The sequence below is a fragment of the Mannheimia glucosida genome (genome assembly GCF_046267875.1).
GTDB classification, from domain to species: domain Bacteria; phylum Pseudomonadota; class Gammaproteobacteria; order Enterobacterales; family Pasteurellaceae; genus Mannheimia; species Mannheimia glucosida.
The window spans coordinates 533,271-557,009 of record NZ_CP176502.1 but is presented as its reverse complement, the minus strand read 5'-3'; the positions used below and the strand labels follow the sequence as shown (position 1 = coordinate 557,009).

22 protein-coding genes and 1 tRNA gene are annotated in these 23,739 nt (G+C 42.5%); 10 read left to right on the top strand and 13 right to left on the bottom strand.

Going from position 1 to position 23,739, the window contains the following annotated elements; all coding sequences use genetic code 11:
• Window positions 1–2 precede the first annotated feature (2 nt).
• The 3 genes from fucO to ACJ7Z2_RS02770 all read left to right on the top strand — a co-directional run bounded on the left by fucO (window position 3) and on the right by ACJ7Z2_RS02770 (window position 3,769).
• Window positions 3–1,154 carry a lactaldehyde reductase gene (gene fucO, locus ACJ7Z2_RS02780; RefSeq protein ID WP_409500714.1) on the top strand — a complete coding sequence of 384 codons (1,152 nt, stop codon included), beginning with the start codon at window positions 3–5 and terminating at the stop codon, window positions 1,152–1,154.
• 266 nt (window positions 1,155–1,420) lie between these two features.
• Window positions 1,421–2,866 carry an aldehyde dehydrogenase gene (gene aldA / locus ACJ7Z2_RS02775; protein ID WP_409500713.1) on the top strand — a complete coding sequence of 482 codons (1,446 nt, stop codon included), beginning with the start codon at window positions 1,421–1,423 and terminating at the stop codon, window positions 2,864–2,866.
• Window positions 2,867–3,121: 255 nt separating this feature from the next.
• Window positions 3,122–3,769 carry a YagU family protein gene (locus ACJ7Z2_RS02770; protein WP_126301431.1) on the top strand — a complete coding sequence of 216 codons (648 nt, stop codon included), beginning with the start codon at window positions 3,122–3,124 and terminating at the stop codon, window positions 3,767–3,769.
• Window positions 3,770–3,901: 132 nt separating this feature from the next.
• Here the strand turns inward: ACJ7Z2_RS02770 and trkA are convergent, their stop codons facing one another.
• The 10 genes from trkA to selA all read right to left on the bottom strand — a co-directional run bounded on the left by trkA (window position 3,902) and on the right by selA (window position 15,650).
• A complete protein-coding gene (trkA, locus tag ACJ7Z2_RS02765) occupies window positions 3,902–5,278 on the bottom strand; it encodes a Trk system potassium transporter TrkA (protein WP_126301430.1) in 1,377 nt (458 codons plus the stop codon).
• Window positions 5,278–6,624, bottom strand: a complete 1,347-nt coding sequence (gene rsmB / locus ACJ7Z2_RS02760) for a 16S rRNA (cytosine(967)-C(5))-methyltransferase RsmB (RefSeq protein WP_126301429.1) — start codon at window positions 6,622–6,624, stop codon at window positions 5,278–5,280. The genes trkA and rsmB overlap by 1 nt, the downstream gene beginning before the upstream one ends.
• Window positions 6,625–6,660: 36 nt before the next feature.
• Window positions 6,661–7,086: a universal stress protein gene (locus tag ACJ7Z2_RS02755; RefSeq protein ID WP_126301428.1), complete on the bottom strand. Its 426-nt coding sequence runs from the start codon at window positions 7,084–7,086 to the stop codon at window positions 6,661–6,663.
• Window positions 7,087–7,178: 92 nt separating this feature from the next.
• The gene (locus ACJ7Z2_RS02750; RefSeq protein ID WP_409500712.1) at window positions 7,179–9,827 is read right to left on the bottom strand and encodes a TRAP transporter permease; all 2,649 of its coding nucleotides are present in this window, start codon (window positions 9,825–9,827) and stop codon (window positions 7,179–7,181) included.
• Between the two features lie 201 nt (window positions 9,828–10,028).
• Window positions 10,029–10,991: a TAXI family TRAP transporter solute-binding subunit gene (locus tag ACJ7Z2_RS02745; RefSeq protein ID WP_409500711.1), complete on the bottom strand. Its 963-nt coding sequence runs from the start codon at window positions 10,989–10,991 to the stop codon at window positions 10,029–10,031.
• Window positions 10,992–11,177: 186 nt separating this feature from the next.
• Complete coding sequence (gene selB / locus ACJ7Z2_RS02740; RefSeq protein WP_409500710.1) at window positions 11,178–13,025, bottom strand: selenocysteine-specific translation elongation factor; 1,848 nt, start codon at window positions 13,023–13,025, stop codon at window positions 11,178–11,180.
• Between the two features lie 9 nt (window positions 13,026–13,034).
• Entirely contained in the window at window positions 13,035–13,331 is a 297-nt protein-coding gene (locus tag ACJ7Z2_RS02735) for a type II toxin-antitoxin system RelE/ParE family toxin (protein ID WP_006251374.1), read from the bottom strand.
• Window positions 13,328–13,504, bottom strand: a complete 177-nt coding sequence (locus tag ACJ7Z2_RS02730; RefSeq protein ID WP_409500709.1) for a hypothetical protein — start codon at window positions 13,502–13,504, stop codon at window positions 13,328–13,330. The genes ACJ7Z2_RS02735 and ACJ7Z2_RS02730 overlap by 4 nt, the downstream gene beginning before the upstream one ends.
• 68 nt (window positions 13,505–13,572) lie before the next feature.
• Window positions 13,573–14,205 (bottom strand): pyridoxamine 5'-phosphate oxidase, encoded by a 633-nt coding sequence (gene pdxH, locus ACJ7Z2_RS02725; protein WP_324682593.1) that lies wholly within the window; start codon window positions 14,203–14,205, stop codon window positions 13,573–13,575.
• A gap of 62 nt (window positions 14,206–14,267) precedes the next feature.
• Window positions 14,268–15,650, bottom strand: coding sequence for an L-seryl-tRNA(Sec) selenium transferase (selA, locus tag ACJ7Z2_RS02720; protein WP_409500708.1), 1,383 nt, complete (start codon window positions 15,648–15,650; stop codon window positions 14,268–14,270).
• A 67-nt stretch (window positions 15,651–15,717) separates the two neighbouring features.
• Here selA and ACJ7Z2_RS02715 point away from each other — a divergent pair.
• The 4 genes from ACJ7Z2_RS02715 to nanA all read left to right on the top strand — a co-directional run bounded on the left by ACJ7Z2_RS02715 (window position 15,718) and on the right by nanA (window position 18,522).
• Window positions 15,718–15,812, top strand: a tRNA-Sec gene (locus ACJ7Z2_RS02715).
• A gap of 205 nt (window positions 15,813–16,017) precedes the next feature.
• Window positions 16,018–16,707 (top strand): N-acetylmannosamine-6-phosphate 2-epimerase, encoded by a 690-nt coding sequence (locus ACJ7Z2_RS02710; RefSeq protein ID WP_409500707.1) that lies wholly within the window; start codon window positions 16,018–16,020, stop codon window positions 16,705–16,707.
• 9 nt (window positions 16,708–16,716) lie between these two features.
• The gene (locus ACJ7Z2_RS02705; protein WP_409500706.1) at window positions 16,717–17,619 is read left to right on the top strand and encodes an N-acetylmannosamine kinase; all 903 of its coding nucleotides are present in this window, start codon (window positions 16,717–16,719) and stop codon (window positions 17,617–17,619) included.
• Window positions 17,620–17,643: 24 nt separating this feature from the next.
• The gene (gene nanA / locus ACJ7Z2_RS02700) at window positions 17,644–18,522 is read left to right on the top strand and encodes an N-acetylneuraminate lyase (RefSeq protein ID WP_006248966.1); all 879 of its coding nucleotides are present in this window, start codon (window positions 17,644–17,646) and stop codon (window positions 18,520–18,522) included.
• Window positions 18,523–18,596: 74 nt separating this feature from the next.
• On the opposite strand, the gene ACJ7Z2_RS02695 is transcribed toward nanA, so the two are convergent.
• Both ACJ7Z2_RS02695 and ACJ7Z2_RS02690 read right to left on the bottom strand, forming a co-directional pair.
• The gene (locus ACJ7Z2_RS02695) at window positions 18,597–19,391 is read right to left on the bottom strand and encodes a hypothetical protein (RefSeq protein WP_409500705.1); all 795 of its coding nucleotides are present in this window, start codon (window positions 19,389–19,391) and stop codon (window positions 18,597–18,599) included.
• Between the two features lie 105 nt (window positions 19,392–19,496).
• The gene (locus tag ACJ7Z2_RS02690) at window positions 19,497–21,092 is read right to left on the bottom strand and encodes an ABC transporter substrate-binding protein (RefSeq protein ID WP_409500704.1); all 1,596 of its coding nucleotides are present in this window, start codon (window positions 21,090–21,092) and stop codon (window positions 19,497–19,499) included.
• 156 nt (window positions 21,093–21,248) lie between these two features.
• Here ACJ7Z2_RS02690 and mioC point away from each other — a divergent pair, with 156 nt between their 5' ends.
• Window positions 21,249–21,692, top strand: coding sequence for an FMN-binding protein MioC (gene mioC, locus ACJ7Z2_RS02685; RefSeq protein ID WP_409501099.1), 444 nt, complete (start codon window positions 21,249–21,251; stop codon window positions 21,690–21,692).
• 11 nt (window positions 21,693–21,703) lie between these two features.
• Window positions 21,704–21,871 carry a DUF1232 domain-containing protein gene (locus ACJ7Z2_RS02680; protein WP_409500703.1) on the top strand — a complete coding sequence of 56 codons (168 nt, stop codon included), beginning with the start codon at window positions 21,704–21,706 and terminating at the stop codon, window positions 21,869–21,871.
• 88 nt (window positions 21,872–21,959) lie between these two features.
• Here the strand turns inward: ACJ7Z2_RS02680 and asnC are convergent, their stop codons facing one another.
• A complete protein-coding gene (gene asnC, locus ACJ7Z2_RS02675) occupies window positions 21,960–22,433 on the bottom strand; it encodes a transcriptional regulator AsnC (RefSeq protein WP_006248981.1) in 474 nt (157 codons plus the stop codon).
• A gap of 199 nt (window positions 22,434–22,632) precedes the next feature.
• On the opposite strand from asnC, the gene asnA reads away from it, so the two are divergent.
• Window positions 22,633–23,625: an aspartate--ammonia ligase gene (gene asnA, locus ACJ7Z2_RS02670; protein ID WP_126301418.1), complete on the top strand. Its 993-nt coding sequence runs from the start codon at window positions 22,633–22,635 to the stop codon at window positions 23,623–23,625.
• Window positions 23,626–23,739: the final 114 nt, after the last annotated feature.

The window sequence follows — 23,739 nt, the reverse complement described above, 5'->3', positions numbered from 1 at the left end:
GTATGGCAAATCGTCTTATCCTCAATGAAACCAGCTACCACGGCAAAGGAGCAATCCAAAATATTGTTCACGAAGTTACCAGCCGGAGTTTCAAAAAAGCCCTTGTGGTGACAGACAAAGACCTGATCAAATTTAACGTTGCCCAAAAAGTCACCGCCTTGCTTGATGCCGCAGGCTTGCCTTATGAAATCTTCGATGAGGTAAAAGCTAACCCAGCGGTAGATGTAATCAAGGCTGGGGTAGCCAAATTTAAAGCCTCCGGTGCCGATTATTTAATTGCGATTGGTGGCGGCTCACCGATTGATAGTGCCAAAGCAATTGGTATCATCATCAATAATCCTGAATTTAGCGATGTACTTTCATTGGAAGGTGTCGCTCCAACCCATCAAAAATGCGTGCCGATTATCGCTATTCCAACCACCGCAGGTACGGCGGCAGAAGTCACTATTAACTATGTGATTACCGATGAAGAGAAAAAACGTAAATTTGTGTGCGTGGACGTTCACGATGTACCAGCAGTGGCGTTAGTCGATCCGGATATGATGGAATCTATGCCAAAAAGCTTGGCTGCCGCAACCGGTATGGACGCTCTCACCCACGCCATTGAAGGCTACATTACCAAAGCTGCGTGGGAATTAACTGATGCCTTACATCTGAAGGCGATTGAGCTTATCGGACGTTCATTGCGTGGTGCGGTGGAGAAAAATCCGAAAGATGTCGAGGCAATGGCATTGGGACAATATGTGGCTGGAATGGGCTTCTCCAACGTTGGGCTTGGCGTAGTTCACAGTATGGCACACCCGCTTTCTGCTTATTACGACACCCCACACGGCATTGCCAACGCAGTATTACTGCCGTATGTGATGGAATTTAATAAAAATTACACCGGCGAAAAATACCGTGAAATCGCCCGAGCAATGGGAGTAAAAGGCGTAGATGAAATGAGCCAAGAAGAGTACCGCAACGCCGCCATTGCTGCCGTACAACAGCTTTCACAAGATGTCGGCATTCCGCCAAAACTGCATCAAATCGGCGTTAAAGAAGCCGATTTAGTGGCATTATCGGTCGATGCCTTTAATGATGTCTGCACCGGTGGCAACCCAAGAGATTGTACTGCTGAGGAGTTGTTGGAGGTATATCGGATCGCATACTAAGTTCTATCTTTGTTAAATAGACAAGCGGTGATTTTTTAATAAAAATTTGCAATTTCTGTTAAAAAAACACTGATAGTCATAATGCCCGATTTTTCATATTTATGGAAAAATCGGGCATTTTTGTTGCTTTTTTATCGCAAAGAAATGTGATTTTGTTCACATTTATATCTATAAATTAACAAAAATAAAACAATTTGTTTGCAAAGGCGGTTCAGTTACCGAATGATAGTCATCAACTTCCACTGTGGATAAAAAAGGAGCAACTCATGGTGAAACAATATAAAATGTATATTAATGGTGAATTTATGCCTGCGTTAGATGGTCGCACTTTAGCAGTCTATAACCCTGCCACCGAAAAAGCTATCTCCGAAGTCCCTCGTGGCGGAGCTGATGATGCCAAAATCGCTATAGATGCTGCTGAAGCCGCCCAAGAAGCTTGGGAATGTTTACCCGCCATTGAACGAGGAAAATATTTACGTCAAATTGCTGTGGGGATTCGTGAGCGTGCCGATGAAATTGCTCGCACTATTTCCGAAGAAATGGGTAAAACTCTGTCCTTAGCAACCGTTGAGGTACATTTTACCGCTGACTACTTAGACTATATGGCAGAATGGGCGAGACGTTATGAAGGAGAAATTATCCAAAGTGATCGCCCAAATGAACATATTTTCCTATACAAAAAAGCGATTGGCGTAACCACCGGCATTTTGCCTTGGAATTTCCCGTTCTTCCTCATCGCCCGTAAAGCGGCTCCGGCATTAGTAACAGGTAATACTATTGTGATTAAACCGAGTGAAGATGCACCTAATAATGCGATTCTCTTTTCGGAAATCGTGCATCAAGTCGGTTTACCTAAAGGGGTATTTAATGTCGTCACCGGCTATGGCAATGAAGTCGGGCCGGAACTTTCAGGTAATGAAAAAGTCGGTATGGTTTCCTTTACCGGTAGCCAGTTTGCCGGACAAAAAGTGATGGAAGCCGCCAGCAAGAATATCATTAAAGTCAATTTAGAATTAGGGGGCAAAGCCCCAGCCATCGTATTAGACGATGCAGACCTTGAGCTTGCCGCAACCGCCGTTGTCAATTCTCGAGTCATCAATTCAGGGCAGGTTTGTAACTGTGCAGAACGCATTTATGTACAGAGTTCAATTAAAGAGCAATTTGTCCAAAAATTGGTAGAGAAAATGCAAGCGGTGAAATATGGTAATCCATTAGAACAACAAGACATTGATATGGGACCGATGGTGAATGAAAAAGGCTTGCATAAAGTGCAGGAAATGGTGACACACGCACTGCATCAAGGAGGTAATCTGGTATTAGGCGGTAAGGTGGTTGAAGGAACAGGCTACTACTTTGAGCCAACTATTATCGACAATGTAGATAACTCTATGGATATTATGCGTCACGAAATTTTTGGTCCGGTCATTCCGGTTGCGACATTTGATACTATTGATGAAGCGATTCGCTTAGCCAATGATTGTGAATATGGCTTAACCTCTTCGGTTTACACGCAAAATATCAGTAAAGCGATGAAAGTAATTTCCCGCTTAAAATTCGGAGAAACTTATGTAAACCGTGAAAACTTTGAAGCAATGCAAGGCTACCACGCCGGTTGGCGTAAATCGGGTATTGGCGGTGCTGACGGTAAGCACGGCTTAGAGGAATACCTACAAACTCAGGTGGTTTATCTGCAATTTGATGATAAAGTATAGATTCTTCTAAAAACTCCCACTTATCAAAATAAGCGGGAGTTTTCTTTTAGGTTAACCTTGTATCAAAATTGCAAACAAAAATATTCTAATGTTAAGTAAATGTTTAATAATTATTTATAGTTAACTCTTTTTGGCTAATTAATTTGCAATTTAAATTAATTGAGTGCAGAATGCCATTAGCCTTTTTTGAAATCACATTCCATAAAATGGCTTGATTAACACAACACAATTATCACTCAAATTAGGATTTTCATTATGAGTATTTTCCAACAAACCAATCCAAACCGCCGTCGTTATGGGCTAGCTGTATTTATCGGGATTATTGCCGGTATTATTTCAGCATTCGTAAAATGGGGGGCAGAACATCCTTTCCCACCTCGTAGTCCGATTGATCTGTTTACCGCTGCTTGCCCGCAACCGGTGTTAGATGCAATGAATGCCGCAGCAGACCAAGTGGCTGCCAAAACCATCGCATTACAAGAATGTTCACGTGCATTTTTAAACCCACCACACGTTTTCTTACGTGATTATATTGGTATCGATCCAACTGAAGCAGCATTTACCTTTGCTGACCACGCGTTCAACTGGATTGGCGTAACCCATATGATTTTCTCGTTAGTTTTTGCGATTGGTTACTGCATTGTGGCGGAAATCTTCCCAAAAATTAAATTCTGGCAAGGCATTGGTGCCGGTATCATCGCTAATATTTGTGTTCACTACATCACCTTCCCGGCATTAGGTTTAACACCACCGGTTGCTGAATGGCCGTTATATGAACACATTTCTGAATTAGTTGGTCATATTTTCTGGTTCTGGACCATTGAGGTGATTCGTCGCGATTTACGTAACCGTATTACAGGTGAACCTGATGCCGAAGTGCCGTTAGATCAACCGTTCCGTTAATTTAAAATTAGCTCGATTTATACAAAAGCCGCAATCACGTTGCGGCTTTCTTATTTTACAAGCGGCCAAATTTTCGTGAAAATTTACCAAACAAAAAGCACATTGTTTCGTGTAGCAATGCGTAGCTTGGCTTTATAAGAAAAACACACCAAGTTGGAACAGTTTTTCAATTTCATCGATCTGTTTCTTATCGTTCACAAAAATAATCACACGGTCATTTTCTGCAATCATAGTGGATTTGTGAGCGATAATAACTTCTTCGCCTCGCACCACCGCCCCAACAATTGCCCCTTGCGGTAGTTTTAATTCACGGATTTGTCGTCCAACCACTTTTGAAGTGGTTTCATCGCCGTGAGCGATAATTTCTACCGCTCCTGCAACCCCAAGTTTGAGTGAAGAAACTTGTAAAATATCGCCTTTTCTAACGTAACTAGCGAGAGCAGAAATAGTAGCTTGTTGTGGGGAAATGGCAATATCAATAGTGCCACCTTGAATCAGGTGTAAATAGGCAGGGCGTTGCACTAAAATAATCACTTTTTTCGCCCCAAGCCGTTTTGCCAGCAGGGCGGACATAATATTCGCTTCATCATCACTGGTGACGGCAAGGAATAAATCAATATTCTCAATATGCTCCTCAAACAGCAACTCTTCATCGGAGGCATCACCGGTAAGCACCATCGTTTTAGAGAGTTTTTCTGCCAATTTTTCAGCTCGAGCCGGATTGCGTTCGATAATTTTTACCCGATACTGATCTTCTAAATCCCGAGCTAACGAAGAACCGATGCTCCCCCCACCGACAATCATAATCCGCTTGTGTGGGCGGTCAAGCCGTTGCAGTTCCCCCATTACTGCTCGAATATGTTGGGTTGCACAGATGAAAAAGACTTCATCGCCCGCCTCAATAATGGTTGAGCCTTGTGGCACAATGGCTTTATCTTGGCGGAAAATCGCCACGACCCGAGCATCAATATGGGGTAAATGATCACGCAGGGCGGAAATCGGGTAACCAACCAAAGGCCCACCGTAATAGGCTTTTACATTCACGATACTGACTAACTCATCAGCAAAATGAGTAATTTGCAACGCCCCCGGATAGTGAATAAGGCGTAAAATATCTTCTTTGACTAAAATTTCAGGGGCAATAATATGGTCGATAGGCAATACATCATCATTAAACAATCGCTCCCGTTCTCTCACATAATCAGCACTACGAATACGGGCAATTTTGGTCGGCACATTAAATAAAGTGTAAGCAATTTGGCAGGCGATCATATTCACTTCATCACTATTAGTTACAGCAACTAATAGATCAGCATCACCGGCACCGGCATCACGCAAGGTTTGGGGTGAAGCATATTCGCCCCGAATCACTTGTAAATCGTGTTTATCTTTGAGCTTGTCTAAACGAGTTGGGTCATTATCCACTAAGACAATATCATTGTCTTCGCTCACCAAATTTTCTGCCAGCGTAGAGCCAACTTGTCCTGCCCCTAAAATAATTACTTTCATTACTCTGCCACTTTTTGTAGTTTTGCGTAGAAGAAACCATCACCACCGTTTGGTTGTGGGAAGAACTGTTTTTCTAACACTTTTTCGCCGTTAAAATCAATTTCAAGTTGTTTTGCATTTGGTGTGGTCTGCAAAAATCGTTGAATTTGCTCGCTGTTTTCTTGCGGTAAAACAGAACACGTGGCATACAACAAAATGCCGTTTGGCTTTAACCTTTGCCATAATGCCTTAAGAATCTTGCCCTGTAATTCGGCTAATTCTGCAATATCGCTCTCTTTACGCAGCCACTTAATATCGGGGTGGCGGCGAATAACGCCGGTTGCGGAACAAGGGGCATCGAGTAAAATGCGGTCGAACATTACGCCCTCTTCAAGCCATTCCTCAGGCTTGGAGGCATCGCCACAAATCACCCGTGCGGTTTGCCCAAGCCGGGCTAAGTTTTCACGCACTCGGCTTAAACGGCTCTCTTCAATATCCAATGCAATGACGCTTGCCTTTGGTGCTTTTTCTAAAATATGGGTAGTTTTGCCACCCGGTGCGGCACAGGCATCTAAAATAGTTTCACCATTTTCTGCCCCAAGCAACTCCGCCGACCATTGTGCGTGAGCATCTTGCACTGTTGCCCAGCCTTGCTCGAAATGAGGCAGTTGATTCACATTTACCGCTTTCTCCAGCAATAAGGCACAGTTTGGCAGGCAAGCGGTCGGATTTGCTGAATTTTTTGCAAATTCAGGCTCAACCAGCTTGCTAATCAACACCGCATAATCATTGGTCTTGATATGTTGTTGATTGACTCGAATCCACATTGGCGGGCGTTGGTTGTTTGCTTCAACAATTTCTCGCCAGTTCGGATAGGCTTTTTTAAGTTTATTGACCAACCATTCAGGATGAAGCGTCTGCCAATGTTTATCTACCTTCGCTAAGATTTCTTCTTGCTCTCGCAGAAAACGGCGTAGCACACCGTTGGTCAAGGCTCGGAAGCTATCCAATTTTAGCGTTTTAGTTGCATTCACTACCTCATCAACCGCAGCGTGTGCCGGCACTCGCATATAAAGCAGTTGGTATAAACCCACTAACAGTAAGCAATGCACCAAACGGGTTTTGCCTTTCAGCGGTTTTTCAACTAATAATTTGATGATCGATTCCAAGCGAGGCAGCACACGGCACACTCCGAAGGTGATTTCTTGCACTAAGGGTAAATCTTTTGGTTCAAGCTGTTTTTGAGCGTCAGGAATCAAGGTGGAAAGTGATTTACCTTGATCTAACACCTGTAAAATAATGGTTGCACTTATTGCTCTAGAAGAAAGTGCTTTGAACGATTGTTTTTTCATAAATAAAAATGCCATTCCGACAGAATGGCACTATTGTAACTGAATGCGGGATTATCTTAAAACTAAAATTGGCTTGGTGGTGTTGCGAGCCACTTTAACCGTATTAGAGCTTAAGCCCTTCGCATTTGGTTTGCTGCTTGCCAGCATCATAATTAAATCCACCGACTTTTCATCGGCGATACGGCAAATTTCTTCATAAATCGTACCATACGCCACAATGTGCTGCACTTTTGAACCTTCAGGAAAATGTTTTTTGGTAAATTCGTGCAATTTTTGGTTCGCCTCTGCCACCACTTCTTTATCGAAATTTTTCGGCAAGAATGCGGAAATTAAGCTGTTATCCACCGGCTCAATAATAGACACAACCCGATAAACCGCATTCGGATTTTTTGCCGTAATTTGTAATGCCGTATCCACCACATATTTAGCACTTTTTAGGTCGGCTAAATCAATCGCAATAAGTAATTTGTTATACATATTTATTCCGTAGGGGCAGGTCCTGTGCCTGCCCGAATATTAACTAAAATAGCGGACGGGCACAGGACCCGTCCCTACATAGCATATAAATACTATGCAATAACACGCTGTTTTTTCACTCTACGGCGTTGGTTTGCCACAATGCCAAATACCAACAATAGAGCAGGAATGAAGATCCAATCTTTAGAAGGAGCATCTTGCGGTACGACAATGTAGTGAATGGTTTGATCCCAGTTTAAGCCTGCTTTTGCGGCAGGAGAATCAATTTCTACCATATCGATCACCACTTTTGGTGTTTCTACGCCATCAACTTCTATTTTCTCATCGGTTTGAATCAGCGTTAAGCCTAAATTTTTCAACCGTTCTTCGCCTGTTGAACCTTCAGGCACAGGTAACTGAGCGTAGAACTCGATTTCTTTACCGTAAGGGTTTAAGCCTTCCACTTTTAAGGTAACGTTTTGACCCACTTTGCTTTCAAGCAACTGCTCTTCAAACTGCACCGGCTCGATATGACGTTCAGACGGATAAATTCTGTCCATAAAGAAGCCCGGGCGGAACAAGGCGAAAGCAGCCACAACCAGCAACACCGTTTCCCACCATTTGTTTTTGGTCACAATATATTGCATTGTGGCAGAGGTAAAGGCGAGAACCCCAACAGTTGCGGTAATAAAGACAACCCAGCCGTGCCCCGGATAACGCAGATCAATTAATAATAGATCGGTATTAAAAATAAACAGGAACGGCAAAATAGCAGTTCTGAGGCTGTATAAAAACGCTACCATACCGGTCTTAATCGGGCTACCGCCCGAAATCGCCGCAGCAGCAAATGAGGCTAAGCCTACCGGTGGGGTCACATCTGCCATAATCCCGAAGTAGAACACGAATAAGTGCACAGCAATTAGCGGCACAATTAACCCGTTTTGGCGACCGACTTCCACGATAACCGTTGCCATTAATGATGACACCACAATGTAGTTCGCAGTTGTCGGCAAGCCCATTCCTAAAATCAAGCTGAATACGGCTACCAAGATCAACATTAGCACAATGTTGCCCATTGATAGGAGTTCAATCACACTTGAAAGCTGAACCCCAAAGCCCGTTAGTGCCACAACGCCGACAATAACCCCTGCTGTTGCGGTAGCGAGGGCGATACCGGTCATATTACGACCACCTGCCTCAAGGCTATCTACCACATCTCGAACACCTTGTTTGATAATCTCTTTGGTTACGCTCTCTTTACGGCAGAAATTCAGTAACGGGCGTTGGGTTAATTGAATAAAAATTAAGGTAATGGTTCCCCAGAATGCGGATAAGCCCGGCGAAAGCATTTCCACCATTAAGCACCAAAGTAGCACAACCACAGGAATAAGGTAATGTAAACCTGCATTTACGGTTGGTTTTCTTTTTGGTAGAGAAACAATTTCTGAGTTTGGATCGTCCGCTTCTAAATCAGGGTAGCTTGCCACACGGCGAATAGCCAGTAGATACCATAAGCCTAAGAAAGCACAGACAATCATAAACGCATAATCTTCTGCCACATCACGAATCCAACCTAAGCCGTAGTAAACGCCAATCGCTAATCCTACGATCACTAAAATTGAAGCTACGGTTCTTAGCAAGAAGACTAAAATCGGGCTTGGCTCTTCGGCTCTTGGTAAGCCTTGTAAATTCATCTTACAAGCTTCTAAATGCACGATATACACCAACGCAATATACGAAATTAACGCAGGTAAGAAGGCGTGAGTAATCAGCTGGCTATACGGCATATTCACATATTCGATCATCAAGAACGCTGCAGCCCCCATTACCGGTGGCATAATTTGACCGTTTACTGATGAGGCAACTTCCACCGCACCGGCTTTTTCTTTGGTAAAGCCGACCCGTTTCATCATTGGAATGGTGAATGTACCTGTCGTCACGACGTTTGCAATCGATGAGCCTGAAATCAAGCCGGTTAAAGCGGAAGAAACCACCGCCGCTTTTGCCGGACCACCACGCAAATGCCCTAAATAGGCAAAGGCGGTTTTAATAAAGTAGTTACCTGCTCCTGCTTTATCGAGCAACGCCCCAAATAATACGAACAGGAACACATATTTGGTCGAAACCCCAAGAGCTACACCAAACACGCCTTCAGTGGTAATCCATTGTTGGTTGATAATTTGAGAAAGCGAACCTGAGCGGTGGCTTACAATCCAATCTGCCGGGAAATATTGCCCGAAGAAGTTATAGATCAGGAATACAATCGCAATAATCACAAGCGGTAAGCCAAGACTACGGCGGGTCGCTTCCAGCACCAATAAAATCCCTAAACAGCCGGCGATAATATCTTGCGTATTTGGCGCTCCAAAACGTTTCACCAAACCTTCATAGAAGAAAATATAATACAACGCTAACCCAGCTCCTACGATGGCAAACACCCAATCTATTTTAGGAATATGATGTTTAGGCGAGCTGGCAAAAGCAGGGTAAGATAGGAACGCCAAGAACATTGCAAAGGCTAAGTGGATAGAACGAGCTTTGGTGTCGTCCACCACCACATTCAAATTAATGCCTGCGTGAGTAAGCCATTCTTGGAATACAAACGGCAATGGAGAAGCATAATAAATTTGGAACACAGACCAAAGAATGGCGACATACACAATGGCTTTTTTCGCAAGACCAGACGGGGTTCGACCGCCACTGTCATTGGAAGCAACCATATCTTGTAGGTCATCGTAATCAACCTTAGATTCAACTGACATAAAGACTCCTCAAAACGCAAGCGGTCATTTTCTTATTAAATTTTACAAATTTCCTCAAAAAACAACCGCTTGCTCGTGAAAACACTGTTGATAAGTTATCAATTAAAGGTGAAAATCGATAACTTATCAACAGTTTCAAAAAAGCAAAAAACCAGCACGCTAAAAAACGTGCTGATTGAATCAAATTACAGAAAGGAAATATTACTTAATCCAACCTTTCTCTTTATAGTAACGAATTGCACCTTCGTGTAACGGAGCAGAAAGGGCGTTTTTGATCATCTCTTCTTGTTTTAAGTGTTCAAACGCCGGATGTAAACGTTTGAAACGGTCGAAGTTATCAAATACCGCTTTGGTTACATTGTACACTTTATCTGCATCCACATCGGCAGAAGTCACTAACGTTGCATATACACCGAAGGTTTCTGTCGGCTCGTCCGAACCTTTATATAAACCGCCCGGAATCGTAGCTTTGGCATAATATGAGTGATCTGCCACTAATTTATCAATTTCAGGGCCGGTTACCGGCACTAATTTCGCATCGCAAGAAGCGGCTGCTTCTTTTAACGCACCATTCGGGTGACCTACGTTATAAGTGATCGCATCTAAGTTGTTATCACACATTACAGATGCCATTTCTGCCGGTTTTAATTCAGAAGCCACTTTGAAATCTTTATCCGTCCAGCCTTTTGCCGCTAAAATCACGTTCATTGTTGCACGAGTACCAGAACCTGGGTCGCCCACGTTTACACGTTTTGCTTTTAAATCATCGAAAGATTTGATATTCGCATCGGTACGAGCCATTACGGTAAACGGTTCCGGGTGAAGCGAGAAAATGGCACGGATTTTATCGTTTTTCTTACCTTCAAATGAGCTTGAGCCGTTATAGGCGTGGTATTGCCAGTCTGATTGTGCAATCCCCATATCCATTTCTTTTGCTGCAATCGCATTTAAGTTTGCAACCGATGCCCCTGTTGAAGGAGCGTTACATTTTAAACCTGTTTTTGCTGAATCACGGTTTACTAATTGGCAAATAGATTGACCCACAACATAATAAACACCGGTTTGACCGCCTGTTCCGATAGTCACAAATGTTTCAGCCGCTTGAACAGATGCTGTTCCCATCACAAGGCTTGCAAGGAAAGAAAGTTTGACTAATTTTTTCATTTTTAACTCCTAAAATTAAGGATCAGAAAACAAAGATTTATTGCTTTGAGCCACTGCTCAAACACCACAAGAGATACAAAACTTCTTTGAGTTGCATTTGCCTCTTAGAGCCAGTTTTTTAGCATAGATTTTAGAATTAGTAAATTTATTTTTTCGCATAAAAAAATCTAAGTCTAATGCCATCAGCTAAAATGTTTCACTGTCTCTTAACAAATGCACATCGCCTTTTCGTCTTAAAAAACCGCTGCGATCAAAATATTCAATTAATTGCACCGTTAATTTTCGCCCATACTGCAACTCATCTCGCAACTGATTCACTGAAATACTGCCGTGCTGGGCGATAAATGCTTTAATTAACATTGCAAATTGTCCGATTTGCTCGCTTAATAAAAATCTATCTTTGACGATTGGGATTAAATAACCCAATTTCCCGGCTTTATACAGCAAATTCCGCATTTGAGTTTCATCAATCGAGAGCTGGCTTGCAATATCCCGCACCCAAAGAGCTTGATTGGTCACCTCAAACAGCGGTCGAATTTGTTGCCAAATTTGCAATTCATCAGCATTCAATTCGATTCGATGTTCCGGCAAATGCAACCAACCACGACTATTAATTAAGGCTTTTTGCTCCACCAAATCCTCAATAAATTGATTCGCCAAGTTTTCAGGCAAATCCAATAACGCAATGCGATATAAACGGGCTTTGGTCACGCCGATTTGATCTTGATGTTGCAGGTGGTATTCCGCCATTTTCTCCAACACCCGTTGCTGGGCTTGAGCTTTAAAAGCCGCATTGAATAACCATTTAGACGAGACATCAAACCCTAGTTTTGCAATATCCTCCGCAAAACATTGCTCCGCCCATAAAAGCAACGATAAATCCATCGCTCTGTTTTGCAGATAAAGTGCAAGGCGTGCCTCAAAGTCATTACAAGCGGTGGTTTTTGCTAAATTTTTTACCAAAGCCAAACGAGCTTCCGTGCGTTTATGCCGTTTTGGCGAATGAATTTCCAGTACCTCTGCTCCAGCTAACGTTTGGCTGTCATCACCGCTGCGGATGATCAATTTATCGCCAACGGCAATATGGAGTGGCTCATCTAAAATCACTTCTGCAAAAAATTGCTGATTTTTGACCGCTTGTTGCCCCTCAAGCAAATTCAACTTGCCGGTAACGTGTGAGGCAAAATGGTAAAGATGCACAATGCTGTTTTCTTTGAAGGCTTGATTGGCAGTTAGTTGAACCGTAATCCGATCGGTAGCAAATGTCGGCTCAAGCTCGGTAATCCAATCGCCTCGCTTGATTTCCTCTTTTTCCACGTTAGCGAGATTTAACGCCAAACGTTGCCCTGCCACTCCTGTTTCCGAAGGCGTATTTTGGGCGTGAATCGCTTTTACCCGCACTTTTTTACCATTCGATAAAAATAACTCAGAGCCAACGCTCACTTTACCCGCCACTGTTGTGCCGGTAACGACCAACCCTGCTCCTTTCACATTAAACACACGGTCAATCGCATAACGGAACGGTTTATGGGTTTGGGTATGTTGTTGATTTAATTGAATTAAGTGTGCTTTTAATTCTTCAATCCCTTGCTGCGTTTTTGCCGAAGTAACAAAGGTTTTTGCTTCCGCTAAAAACGGATAGCTTGTTTTCACTTGCTCAATTAAGTGGCTGATTTGAGCCGCTTCCGCCCGATCTGCCTTGGTAATCACAACCATAATATGCTGGAAATTCAGCAGGCGGAGAATATCTAAATGCTCTTCGGTTTGTGGCTTAATCCCTTCTTCGGCTGAAATCACCAACAAGGCGTGTTGAATGCCGCCAAGCCCTGCCAGCATATTAGATAAAAAACGCTGATGCCCCGGCACATCAATAAAGCCTAAAATATCATTTTCAATCGGTAAATAGGCATAGCCCAAATCAATGGTTAGCCCACGTTTTTGTTCTTCGGGCAAATGGGTGGTGTTAGTGCCGGTTAAGGCGTGTAAAAGCGAGGTTTTGCCGTGGTCAACGTGACCGGCGGTGCAGATAATCATTGATAGTCCTTATAAAAATGAGTAACTATTTTGGCGAGCAGATTTAAAATCTACGATATAGACATTTTCCTGACCGATCAGGAACTTTACTTGGTACTTACCGTTTAAAATGGGAATTTCTTTTTTCTTGCGAAGTCGATAAACATCGGCAGTAAAGGAAAGTTTATCCACTTCACTTTTTATCGCATCATAGAATTGTTCTGCAATAATCGGGTTTTGGGATTGTTGTAATATATAATCTGCTTGATAAAACAATTTTATTTCTGCTTTCTGTAGCCAAACAATATTGTAATCAAACTTCATCATTTTTCCGTGATTCCCAATTTTTTGCGTAAATCTTCCATTACCTGAGCGTGGGATTTAGTTTCAATTAAACCATTTTCTAATTGATGTAATAAATCAAGTTCATCATTAGTATAAAAACTTTGTGGCTTATCTGTGCGTAATTTTGCTAAATCTTGTGTGAGTGTGAGTTCCATATTTCCCCCTTACAAACTTAGATCATTCAATATTGTAACCGGATAAAACTAAAGTTCAAGGAATGTATTTAAGGCGATAACCGCTCTTTTTTCCACTCATTATTTTCCAACCAATAATGAATACGGTCGTGTAATCGGCTACTTCTGCCTTGCCAGAACTCAATGCTGTCTGGAATCAGAATATAGCCACCCCAATGCGGTGGGCGAGGCACTGAAAGCGGATATTTCAACGCAAATTGAGCTGATTTTAGCAATAATGCCTTGTAGTTTTCGATAGGCTGGCTCTGCTCGCTCGCCCAAGCTCCCAAACGGCTGGTGTAAGGACGTGAGTCAAAATAGGCATCGGATTCTGCTGCCGGAATTTTTGCTATTTTCCCCTCAATCCGCACTTGGCGTTGTAATTCCGCCCAAAAGAAGGTTAAACAGCCAAACGGATTATCGGCAATTTCCCGCCCTTTACGGCTTTGATAATTGGTAAAGAACACAAAGCCTTGTGAATTTACCTCTTTCAACAGCACCATTCGGCTACTTGGTCGCCCGTTTGCTGCAACGGTAGCAATATTCATTGCTGTCGGCTCATTCACTTTGGCATTGATAGCCTCACTCAACCATTGTTCAAATTGGCTGATTGGGTTTGAGTGACAATCTTGGATTGAAAGCACTTTTTTGGTGTAGTCTTCTCGAATGTGGTGCAGATCCATAAGGATTCCTTTATCTTATTCTGTAATTTATCGGACAGGCACAGGACCTGTCCCTACCGTAACTAATATCCCAACATCTCAATCAATTTATCAAACTCCGCGACCGAGCGTAAATCCAACCAAAATTTCTGCTGAGCGAAACGTCCGATAATCGGGTTTGGGTAGGTTTTAAATTGTTGTTCCAATGCAATTAAATCACTCTGTTTTTCAGCAGAAATCGTTACTGCCACTGAGGGCAAGGTTTCTGTGGGCAACGCACCACTGCCGATTTGGGCGAGGCTTGGCTCAATTTGCAAAATATAAGCAGAATTTAACCGCTTGCATAATGCCTGTTTTAATCGCTCCGCCTTGTGTTGCAAGGTTTCAAGCGGTTGAGTGAGTAAATGAAGGGTCGGTAAATTATCGGTTAATTGTTCCGGGAATAAGTAGTGGCGTAGCGTTGCCTCAAGTGCCGATAAAATCACTTTATCGCAACGTAGCACCCGTTTTAGCGGGTGTTGTTGCAGTTGGCTAATCATCGCTTGGCTACCGACAATAATGCCGGCTTGTGGACCGCCTAATAATTTATCGCCCGAGAAGGAAACCAAATCTACCCCTGCTGCCACCTTTTGCTGAACCATTGGCTCAGCAGGCAAATTAAGGGCTTGCATATCGGTCAGCGAACCGCTACCTAAGTCGGTAATCACCGGCAGGTTAAATTCTTTACCGAGAGCCACCAATTCCTCTTCAGATACCGAGCTGGTGAACCCCTCAATGTGGTAGTTACTGGTGTGAACTTTCATCAAAAAAGCGGTATTTTCGGTGATCGCGTTGCGATAATCTTTTAAATGGGTTCGATTAGTCGTGCCAACTTCCACCAATTTACAACCTGCTTGAGCCATAATATCCGGAATGCGGAACGCCCCGCCAATTTCCACCAGCTCGCCACGGGAAACGATCACTTCCTTGCCTTGTGCGAAGGTTGCTAACATCAACAACACTGCCGCCGCATTATTATTCACAATGCAAGCTGCCTCCGCTCCGGTAAGTATGTGCAGCAACTCGGAAATGTAGTTGTCTCGGTGCGAGCGCTTGCCTGCTTCAATATCAAATTCCAACGCCACATTATTTCGCATTGCGTTGGTTGCTGCCTGTATCGCCTTTTCCGACCACAACCCACGCCCTAAGTTGGTGTGTAGCACCGTGCCGGTTAAGTTGAACACGGAGCGGATTTTCACCTCACTCAACGCTTGCAATTTTTGCTCCAGACTTGTAAAAAACAGGTTTTCATCGGCAATAAAATCCGGCAAGGCTTGCTGTTGGGAAATAAATTGGCGAGCTTGAGTAATCAGGTTTCTGGCTTGTTCAGCCACGCTGGAATATGCAAATTTTTGGCATAATTCGACCGCTTGTGGCTTTTTCAACAAGAGGTCGAGCGAGGGAATTTGGCGAAATAGTTGTTGCATAATGTGAATGATTGAGAGAATATTTTGGACAATTCTAATAAATAAAGTACAATATTGCCAATTTTTCGGAAGTGCGTCATCTCCGGTGAGGTGGCAGGACTTCAAATCCTGTTGAGGACGCCAGCGTTCTCGGGTGGGTTCAACTCCCATGCACTTCCGCCACTTTTCAAAAGCCGTTAATCTTTAACGGCTTTTTGCATTTCTAGTGATTTCCTCCTCTCGTTTTCATAAAAAATGAGACTTAGCTCACATTTTTTTATTTTTCTGTTTGTAGTAAATATTTATTAAATTATAATTATTTGGAGTATTTCTTCACAAACAAAATCTAGTCCATTGACTACCTTTTGAACATAAAAAAGGAACTGTTATGTCAACACTATCTCGTGATTCTATTTTAAGTCAAATTCAAAACGGGCTGATTGCCTCCTGCCAACCTGTTGATGACGGCCCGATGGATAAACCTGAAATTGTGGCTGCAATGGCAGCGGCATCTGTGATTGGTGGTGCTAAAGGCATTCGCATTGAAGGTATCGATAATTTAAAAGCCGCTCGTGCGGCAGTGAATGTGCCGATTATCGGCATTGTAAAACGTGATTTGCCCGATTCTCCTGTGCGTATTACGCCATTTTTAGAAGATATTGATGCCTTAGCCGAAGCCGGTGCCGATATTATTGCGGTGGACGGTACGTTCCGCACCCGCCCGGTCAGCATTGAAGAGGCGGTAAAACGCATTCACGAAAAAGGTTGCTTGGCAATGGCGGATTGCTCCAACCTTGAAGAAGGCTTACATTGCCAGCAATTAGGCTTTGATATTGTGGGTAGCACAATGTCGGGCTACACCGGTGGCGAAGTGCCTGATGAGCCGGACTATCAATTAGTGAAAGATTTAAAAGCTGCCGGTTGTAATGTTATGGCGGAAGGTCGCTACAACACACCTGAACTGGCAAAAACGGCGATTGAAATCGGAGCAGATTACGTTACCGTTGGCTCAGCATTAACCCGCTTAGAGCATATTGTGAGCTGGTTTGCCGACTCTGTAAAATCGGCTCAAAAATAGGGGCTGATTATGCGTTGTTTAGCAATAGACATCGGTGGTACTAAAATTGCCACGGCAATTGTGCAACACAATCAAGTGTCACAACGCCAACAAATTCAGACCCCGACTGATAAACCACAAGCTGATCAGGCAGGCAGTTTGCATCAAGCGATTGGTGAGATAATGCAACATTATCAAGGACAATTTGATTTTGTGGCGGTTGCCTCAACAGGCATTATCAATAAAGGGGTTCTTACTGCATTAAATCCAAAAAATTTAGGCGAATTAGCAGAATTCCCGTTGAAACAAAGCATTGCAAAGCATACCGACAAGCCGATTGCGTTATTAAATGACGTGCAAGCGGCGGTGTGTGCCGAATATTTAAATGAAGACCGACAAGCGGTCAAAAATTTTGTATTTATTACCGTTTCCACCGGCGTGGGCGGTGGCATTATTTTAAACGGCGAACTGCAAATCGGTGCAAACGGCATTGCCGGGCATATCGGGCATACTCTAGCCGATCCGAACGGGCCTCGCTGTGGTTGTGGGCGTGTGGGGTGTGTCGAAGCCATCGCAGCAGGGCGTGCAATAGAGGCAGTTTCTAGCCAATGGGAACCGCCCTGTTCACCGAAAGAGGTGTTCGAGCGATTCCGCCAAGGCAACCCACAAGCGGTCGAATTAGTGCAAAAATCTGCAAAAGCGATTGCTAATTTAATTGCCGATTTAAAAATCAGTTTAGATATACAAAAAGTGGTATTAGGCGGCAGCGTGGGCTTAGCGGAAGGGTATTTACCGCTGGTGTCCGACTATTTAGCCGAAATGCCGAGCGTATATCATTGCGTATTGGAAAATGCTCAATCCGGGCAAGATGCCGGCTTAATCGGTGCGGCTTGGTGGGCGGAAAACCAACTGAAACAAGGTGTAACTCTTTAACAAATTCTAACTTTGGAGATCCAAATGAAAAACTTAAAAGGTATTTTTAGTGCGTTATTAGTCTCTTTCAACGAAGACGGCACCATCAATGAAAAAGGCTTACGCCAAATTATCCGCCACAACATCGACAAAATGAAAGTGGACGGTTTATATGTCGGCGGTTCAACGGGTGAAAACTTTATGCTTTCTACCGAAGAGAAAAAAGAGATTTTCCGTATCGCCAAAGATGAAGCAAAAGATGAAATCGCCCTTATCGCCCAAGTCGGTAGCGTAAACTTAAAAGAGGCGGTAGAACTGGGTAAATACGCCACCGAATTAGGCTATGACAGCTTATCAGCGGTAACACCGTTCTACTACAAATTCAGCTTCCCGGAAATCAAAAACTTCTACGAAACCATTATTCGTGAAACCGGCAACAAAATGATCGTTTACTCCATTCCGTTCTTAACCGGCGTAAACATCGGTGTGAGCCAATTCGCTGAATTATTTGAGAACGAAAAAATCATCGGTGTGAAATTCACCGCCGGCGATTTCTACCTGTTAGAGCGTTTACGCAAAGCGTTCCCGAACCACTTAATCTACGCAGGTTTCGATGAAATGATGCTACCGGCAACGGTATTAGGTGTGGACGGTGCAATCGGCTCAACCTTCAACGTAAACGGTATTCGTGCAAGACAAATCTTTGAATTAGCCCAACAAGGCAAAATCAAAGAAGCATTTGAAATCCAAAATGTAACCAACGATTTAATCGAAGGCATTTTAGGCAACGGTTTATACCAAACCATCAAAGGCTTATTGGAGTTAGAAGGTGTGCAAGCAGGTTACTGCCGTGAGCCGATGACGAAAGAACAAACTCCGGCACAAAAAGAAGTGACCAAACAGTTAAAAGCTAAATTCTTGTAATTTAAGTTGCAAAAGGCTAAACGAAAATCACCGCTTGGAGTAACAAGCGGTGATTTTTTCTCAACGACTTGCAATTAATGAAGCCATTCTGCTTTTTCTACCACGGTGTAACGGTCACCATTATATTTTAATCGCACTTTTTCTTGGCGAGTATTTTCTGATTTCAACTCTCTACCTATATCATAAAACCCTGTACTCCAAACGAGCTGGGTAATATCCGCTTTCAAAATAATATCGTTGAAGCCGTTAGTCTGCTTTTTATCCATTTGCAATACCAGGTTTGCTGTTTCGGTTTTGGTTTCTTTATCATCTAAAATAGACCAAAAAGTCATCGGGTAATCAAAAACAAGTTTTAACTTTTCTTTTTCCGGCACAAATAACATCAAATGATCATTTGCAGAATACTCAGGAGCACTTGGACCACGAGCAGCGTTATTAAACCTCACGCCGAAAGCTCTTACTTTGTCGTTTAGAATATAACGGGCGGTATCAATTTTAAGACTATCTGCATTCACATCGATAGAGGCATCGATCTCCATATCCTGCTCCCACGATTGCAATATCGCATTATCATTCACACGAGCAACAAAAAGCGTCCACTTAGGTGTGTTTTCGTCGTTTTGATAATTTTCTTTGCTGTATTTAGGCTCTATTACCGCATAACTCACTAAGGTTTCCGTTGAATTGTTAGGAGCTGTTTTACAGGCAGAAGCTAAAGTACGAGCAGAAAGTTTCTCTTGAGAAATCTTAAAGTAATGAGCAATAATTTGATGTTGTTGCTCAGCACAAACCTGTGTGTTATTACCTTCATCTGCTTTTATTTGAGTTGCAAGCGTAAGTAAAAGAACTAAGAGGAGTATCTTTTTCATATAGATTTATCCGTATAGAAAGGTAACTCATTCTAAAAGAAAAGCAGTCTATTCTCTACCACATTTTGCAAAAAAGTGGCAAAAATAGACCGCTTGTATGGCATATCACTCCGATAAACTCACCCCATAAAATGGCGTGTAGCCAAACGGATTTTGCACAAAACCTTGCACCCGTTTGCTGAGTGGTACATAGTTGATAGCGTGAGCCAGTGGAATAAATGGCGTTTGCTCGTTGGCAATTTCCACCGCTTGTTGATAGAGCTTCGCACGCTCATCACGGTTTTGGGTTTGTACAGCTTGAGCTAATAACTGCTCAAATTTCTCATCTGTCCAACGTCCATAATTAGTGCCGGGAATATTGGCTTTGCTCAATAATGGGAAAAGGAAGTTATCCGGATCACCATTACGGCTTGTCCAGCCATAAGTGCCGGCAGAGAACTCGCCTTCACGGGTGCGTTTGTTGAAATCCGCCCATTCGTGGGTCACTAATTTCGCTTTCACCCCGATTTTCGCCCAATCTGCTTGAATAATTTCTGCGGTACGGCGTGGGTTCGGATTGGAAGGTCGCACAACCGGCTGCACCCAAATTTCTGTTTCAAAACCATCGGCAAAGCCGGCTTCTGTTAATAGGGCTTTGGCTTTTTCAAGGTTAAATTCATATTGCGGTAAATTTGGATTATAGCCCAACACCGAATCAGGGAACGGATTACTTGCCACCGTGCCACCGCCTTGATAAACAGCCTCGACAATCGCTTTCTTATCGGTTGCATAATGCAAGGCTTGGCGAACTTTGGCGTTATTTAATGCCGGTTTGGTGCTGTTTAAGCCGATATAAGCTAAATTCAGCCCGTCTCGCTGTAATAAATTCACCTTCGGATCTTGTTTCATTTGGGCAATATCGGAAATATTCGGGAAATCAATCACATCGCATTCACCCGCTTTCAGTTTGGCATAACGAGTTCCCGCATCAGGGGTAATACTAAAAATCAGTTTCTCAAATTTTGCTTTACCTTGGAAATAATCCGGGTTCGCAACATAACGCACCGCTTGATCGGTTTGATAGACTTGGAACACAAAAGGCCCTGTGCCGATCGGGGATTGATCCAATAACTCCGGCTTGCCTTCCGCCAGCAATTTATCCGCATATTCTTTTGAATAAATCGACAAGAAATCCATCGCTAAGGTTGTCAGAAAAGGGGCATTGGGTTGCTGTAAGGTGATTTTAACGGTGTAATCGTCCACTTTTTCCACTGTTTTTAAAATCTTCGGCAAATTCATCCAATGGTAATAGAAATAAGTGCCGTCAGAGACCTTATGGTAAGGATGGTTTGAATCCATCTGGCGTTGGAACGAGAACACCACATCATCAGCATTCAGCGTTCGAGTTGGCGTAAACTGTTTATTGGAATGAAATTTCACATCTTTACGCAAATAGAAAGTGTAACTTAAGCCATCGTCACTAATTTCCCAACATTCTGCCAAACTCGGCTCAACCGTCAGTTCACCGGCTTTAAACGCCAATAAGCGATTATAAATTTGTTGTGAGCTGGCATTGAAATCATTGGCATCATTAGTAATTGCAGGGCTAAGTTTCATCGGTGGAGTTGCCACGCAATTAATCAGCGTATTTGCCGGAGCTGCTGCCACCAAACTGCTGGCAGTTAAGAGTAAAACAGAAAGAGATAATTGAGAAAGACGCATAAAGACTCCTTAACATTTTTCGCTAACTTACTCGGCATTCTTTAGTTTTAAAAATAACCAAAAGTTATAAGATATAATCAAACTATTGCAAAAAATAAGCTATTGCAAAGCAAGCGATCTTCGCTAGAATAGCCAAAAAATAACGGAGAACAGATTATTATGACATCTATTTGTATCATCACCGGCAGCACCTTAGGCGGTGCAGAATATGTTGCCGATCACATTAATGAGGTATTAAGCGAACAAGGTTTTGAAGTGGAACTGTTTAACCAAGCCACCCTTGCCGATATTGAAGGTAAAGCCAATCTGATTGTCGTTACCTCCACCCACGGAGCCGGCGAGCTACCCGAAAATATCCAACCGTTATTTGGTGATTTAGCAACTAGCTTGGCTGATTTCAGCAGTATGAAATTTGGTGTAATCGGTTTAGGTAGCTCCGACTATGACACCTTCTGCAATGCAGTAAATATTGTTGAAGAAGCTCTCAAAGCGAAAGGGGCAAGCCAAGTTTGCGAATCACTGAGAATTGATGTAATGAATAATTTCGACCACGATGGCAGTGCTGAAGAATGGTTACCATCATTTGTTGAACAATTATAACTTAAGTATCAATGAACAAAATCAGTGCAAATAAGGCGAAGTGGATTAAAATCGCTATTATCTTAATCTATATGTTCAGCCCTGTAGATATTCTACCCGAAGCGATTCTAGGCCCACTCGGTTTGGTTGATGATGCCGCCGCATTAATGCTATTGATTAAGACTATTTTGGAAAAATAGGCATAGTAGACAAAATAGTTGCAAAAAACCAAAACAAAACGACCGCTTGTAACCACAATACAAGTGGTCTTATCTTTACTTAATTCTTTTAAGGAAGAATATCTCTTGAAATAGGATTTTGAAGTGAAATAAGCGTTTCTGTTGACTGAATTTCATCAATAGACTGAATTTTTCCTGCTAATACCGAATGCAACTCCTCGATGGTATGGGTCATTACTTTAATAAAAATAGAATAATTACCAGTGGTATAGTACGCCTCAACAACTTCATTAAATTCACTAAGTTTAGCAATTACTTTATCATAATCTTTAGCTGATTTTAAAATAATGCCAATAAAGCAACACACGTCATACCCAACCTTACGCTCGTCCACTACAATTTTGGTGGATTCAATAATGCCGGCTTGGCGCATTTTTTCAACACGGACATGGATAGTTGCAGCACTCACACCAAAAACTTTTGCCATTTCCGCATAAGGCGTGCGAGCATCTTTAATTAGCCAACGTAAAATTTTTTGATCCAGCTTATCAATTTCCGATTTAGTCGTGTTTTTACTGTACATTTTTTCTCCTCAAAATCAAACTAATTAGATAATATTTAAAAATATTGCAAATATTTTAAATGAAATTTATCACAAATGCTTTTTTATTTGATAAATATTGCATTTTTTAGATATTTCTTTAAATTAGCACTCATCAATTCTTAAATGCAATCAAGCACGAGAAATAAAAATCAACATTCTTTAATTAGGAAAGCAAACAATGAAAAAATCTTTTATTTTACAGCAACAAGAAATCAGTTTCGTTAAAAACACCTTTACGCAATACCTTATTGATAAATTAGGCATTATCGAAGTACAAGGTCCTATTTTGAGCGAAGTCGGCAACGGTATGCAAGACAACCTTTCCGGTATCGAAAAAGCGGTAAAAGTAAACGTAAAATGTATTCCAAGCTCTACTTATGAAGTGGTTCATTCTCTTGCAAAATGGAAACGCCACACCTTAGCTCGCTTTGGATTTAAAGAAGGAGAAGGGTTATTTGTTCATATGAAAGCTCTTCGCCCTGATGAAGATTCTTTAGATCGCACACACTCGGTATATGTTGACCAATGGGACTGGGAAAAAGTCATTCCTGAAGGTCGCCGCAACTTCGATTTCTTAAAAGAAACCGTAAACGAAATCTATAAAGCAATTCGTTTAACCGAATTAGCGGTGGAGGCTCGTTTCGATATTCCATCTGTATTGCCTAAACAAATTACTTTCGTTCACAGCGAAGACTTAGTGCAACGCTATCCGAATATGACCAGCAAAGAGCGTGAAAATGCTATCTGTAAAGAGTGCGGAGCGGTGTTCTTAATCGGTATCGGCGGCAAATTATCAGACGGTAAACCTCACGATGGACGAGCTCCGGACTATGATGACTGGACAACCGAGTCCGAACAAGGCTACAAAGGCTTAAACGGCGATATTTTAGTTTGGAACGAAGAACTCGGCACAGCCTTTGAACTTTCCTCAATGGGTATTCGTGTAGATGAAACCGCCTTACGCTTACAAGTTGATTTAACCGGCGACGAAGACCGTCTCGAAATGGATTGGCACAAAGATTTATTAGCCGGCAAGCTCCCGCTTTCAATCGGCGGCGGTATCGGTCAGTCTCGCTTAGTGATGTTCTTACTACGCAAAAAACACATCGGCGAAGTGCAATCCAGCGTTTGGCCAAAAGAAGTGTTTGAACAGTTTGAGAATATTCTTTAATCATAAAAAAGCGAACCTTAGGGTTCGCTTTTAACGTTCACAAACGGTCAGATTTTACAAAAAATTTACTGTTTTTGACCGCTTGTAAAACAAAACCCCACTTTCGTGGGGTTT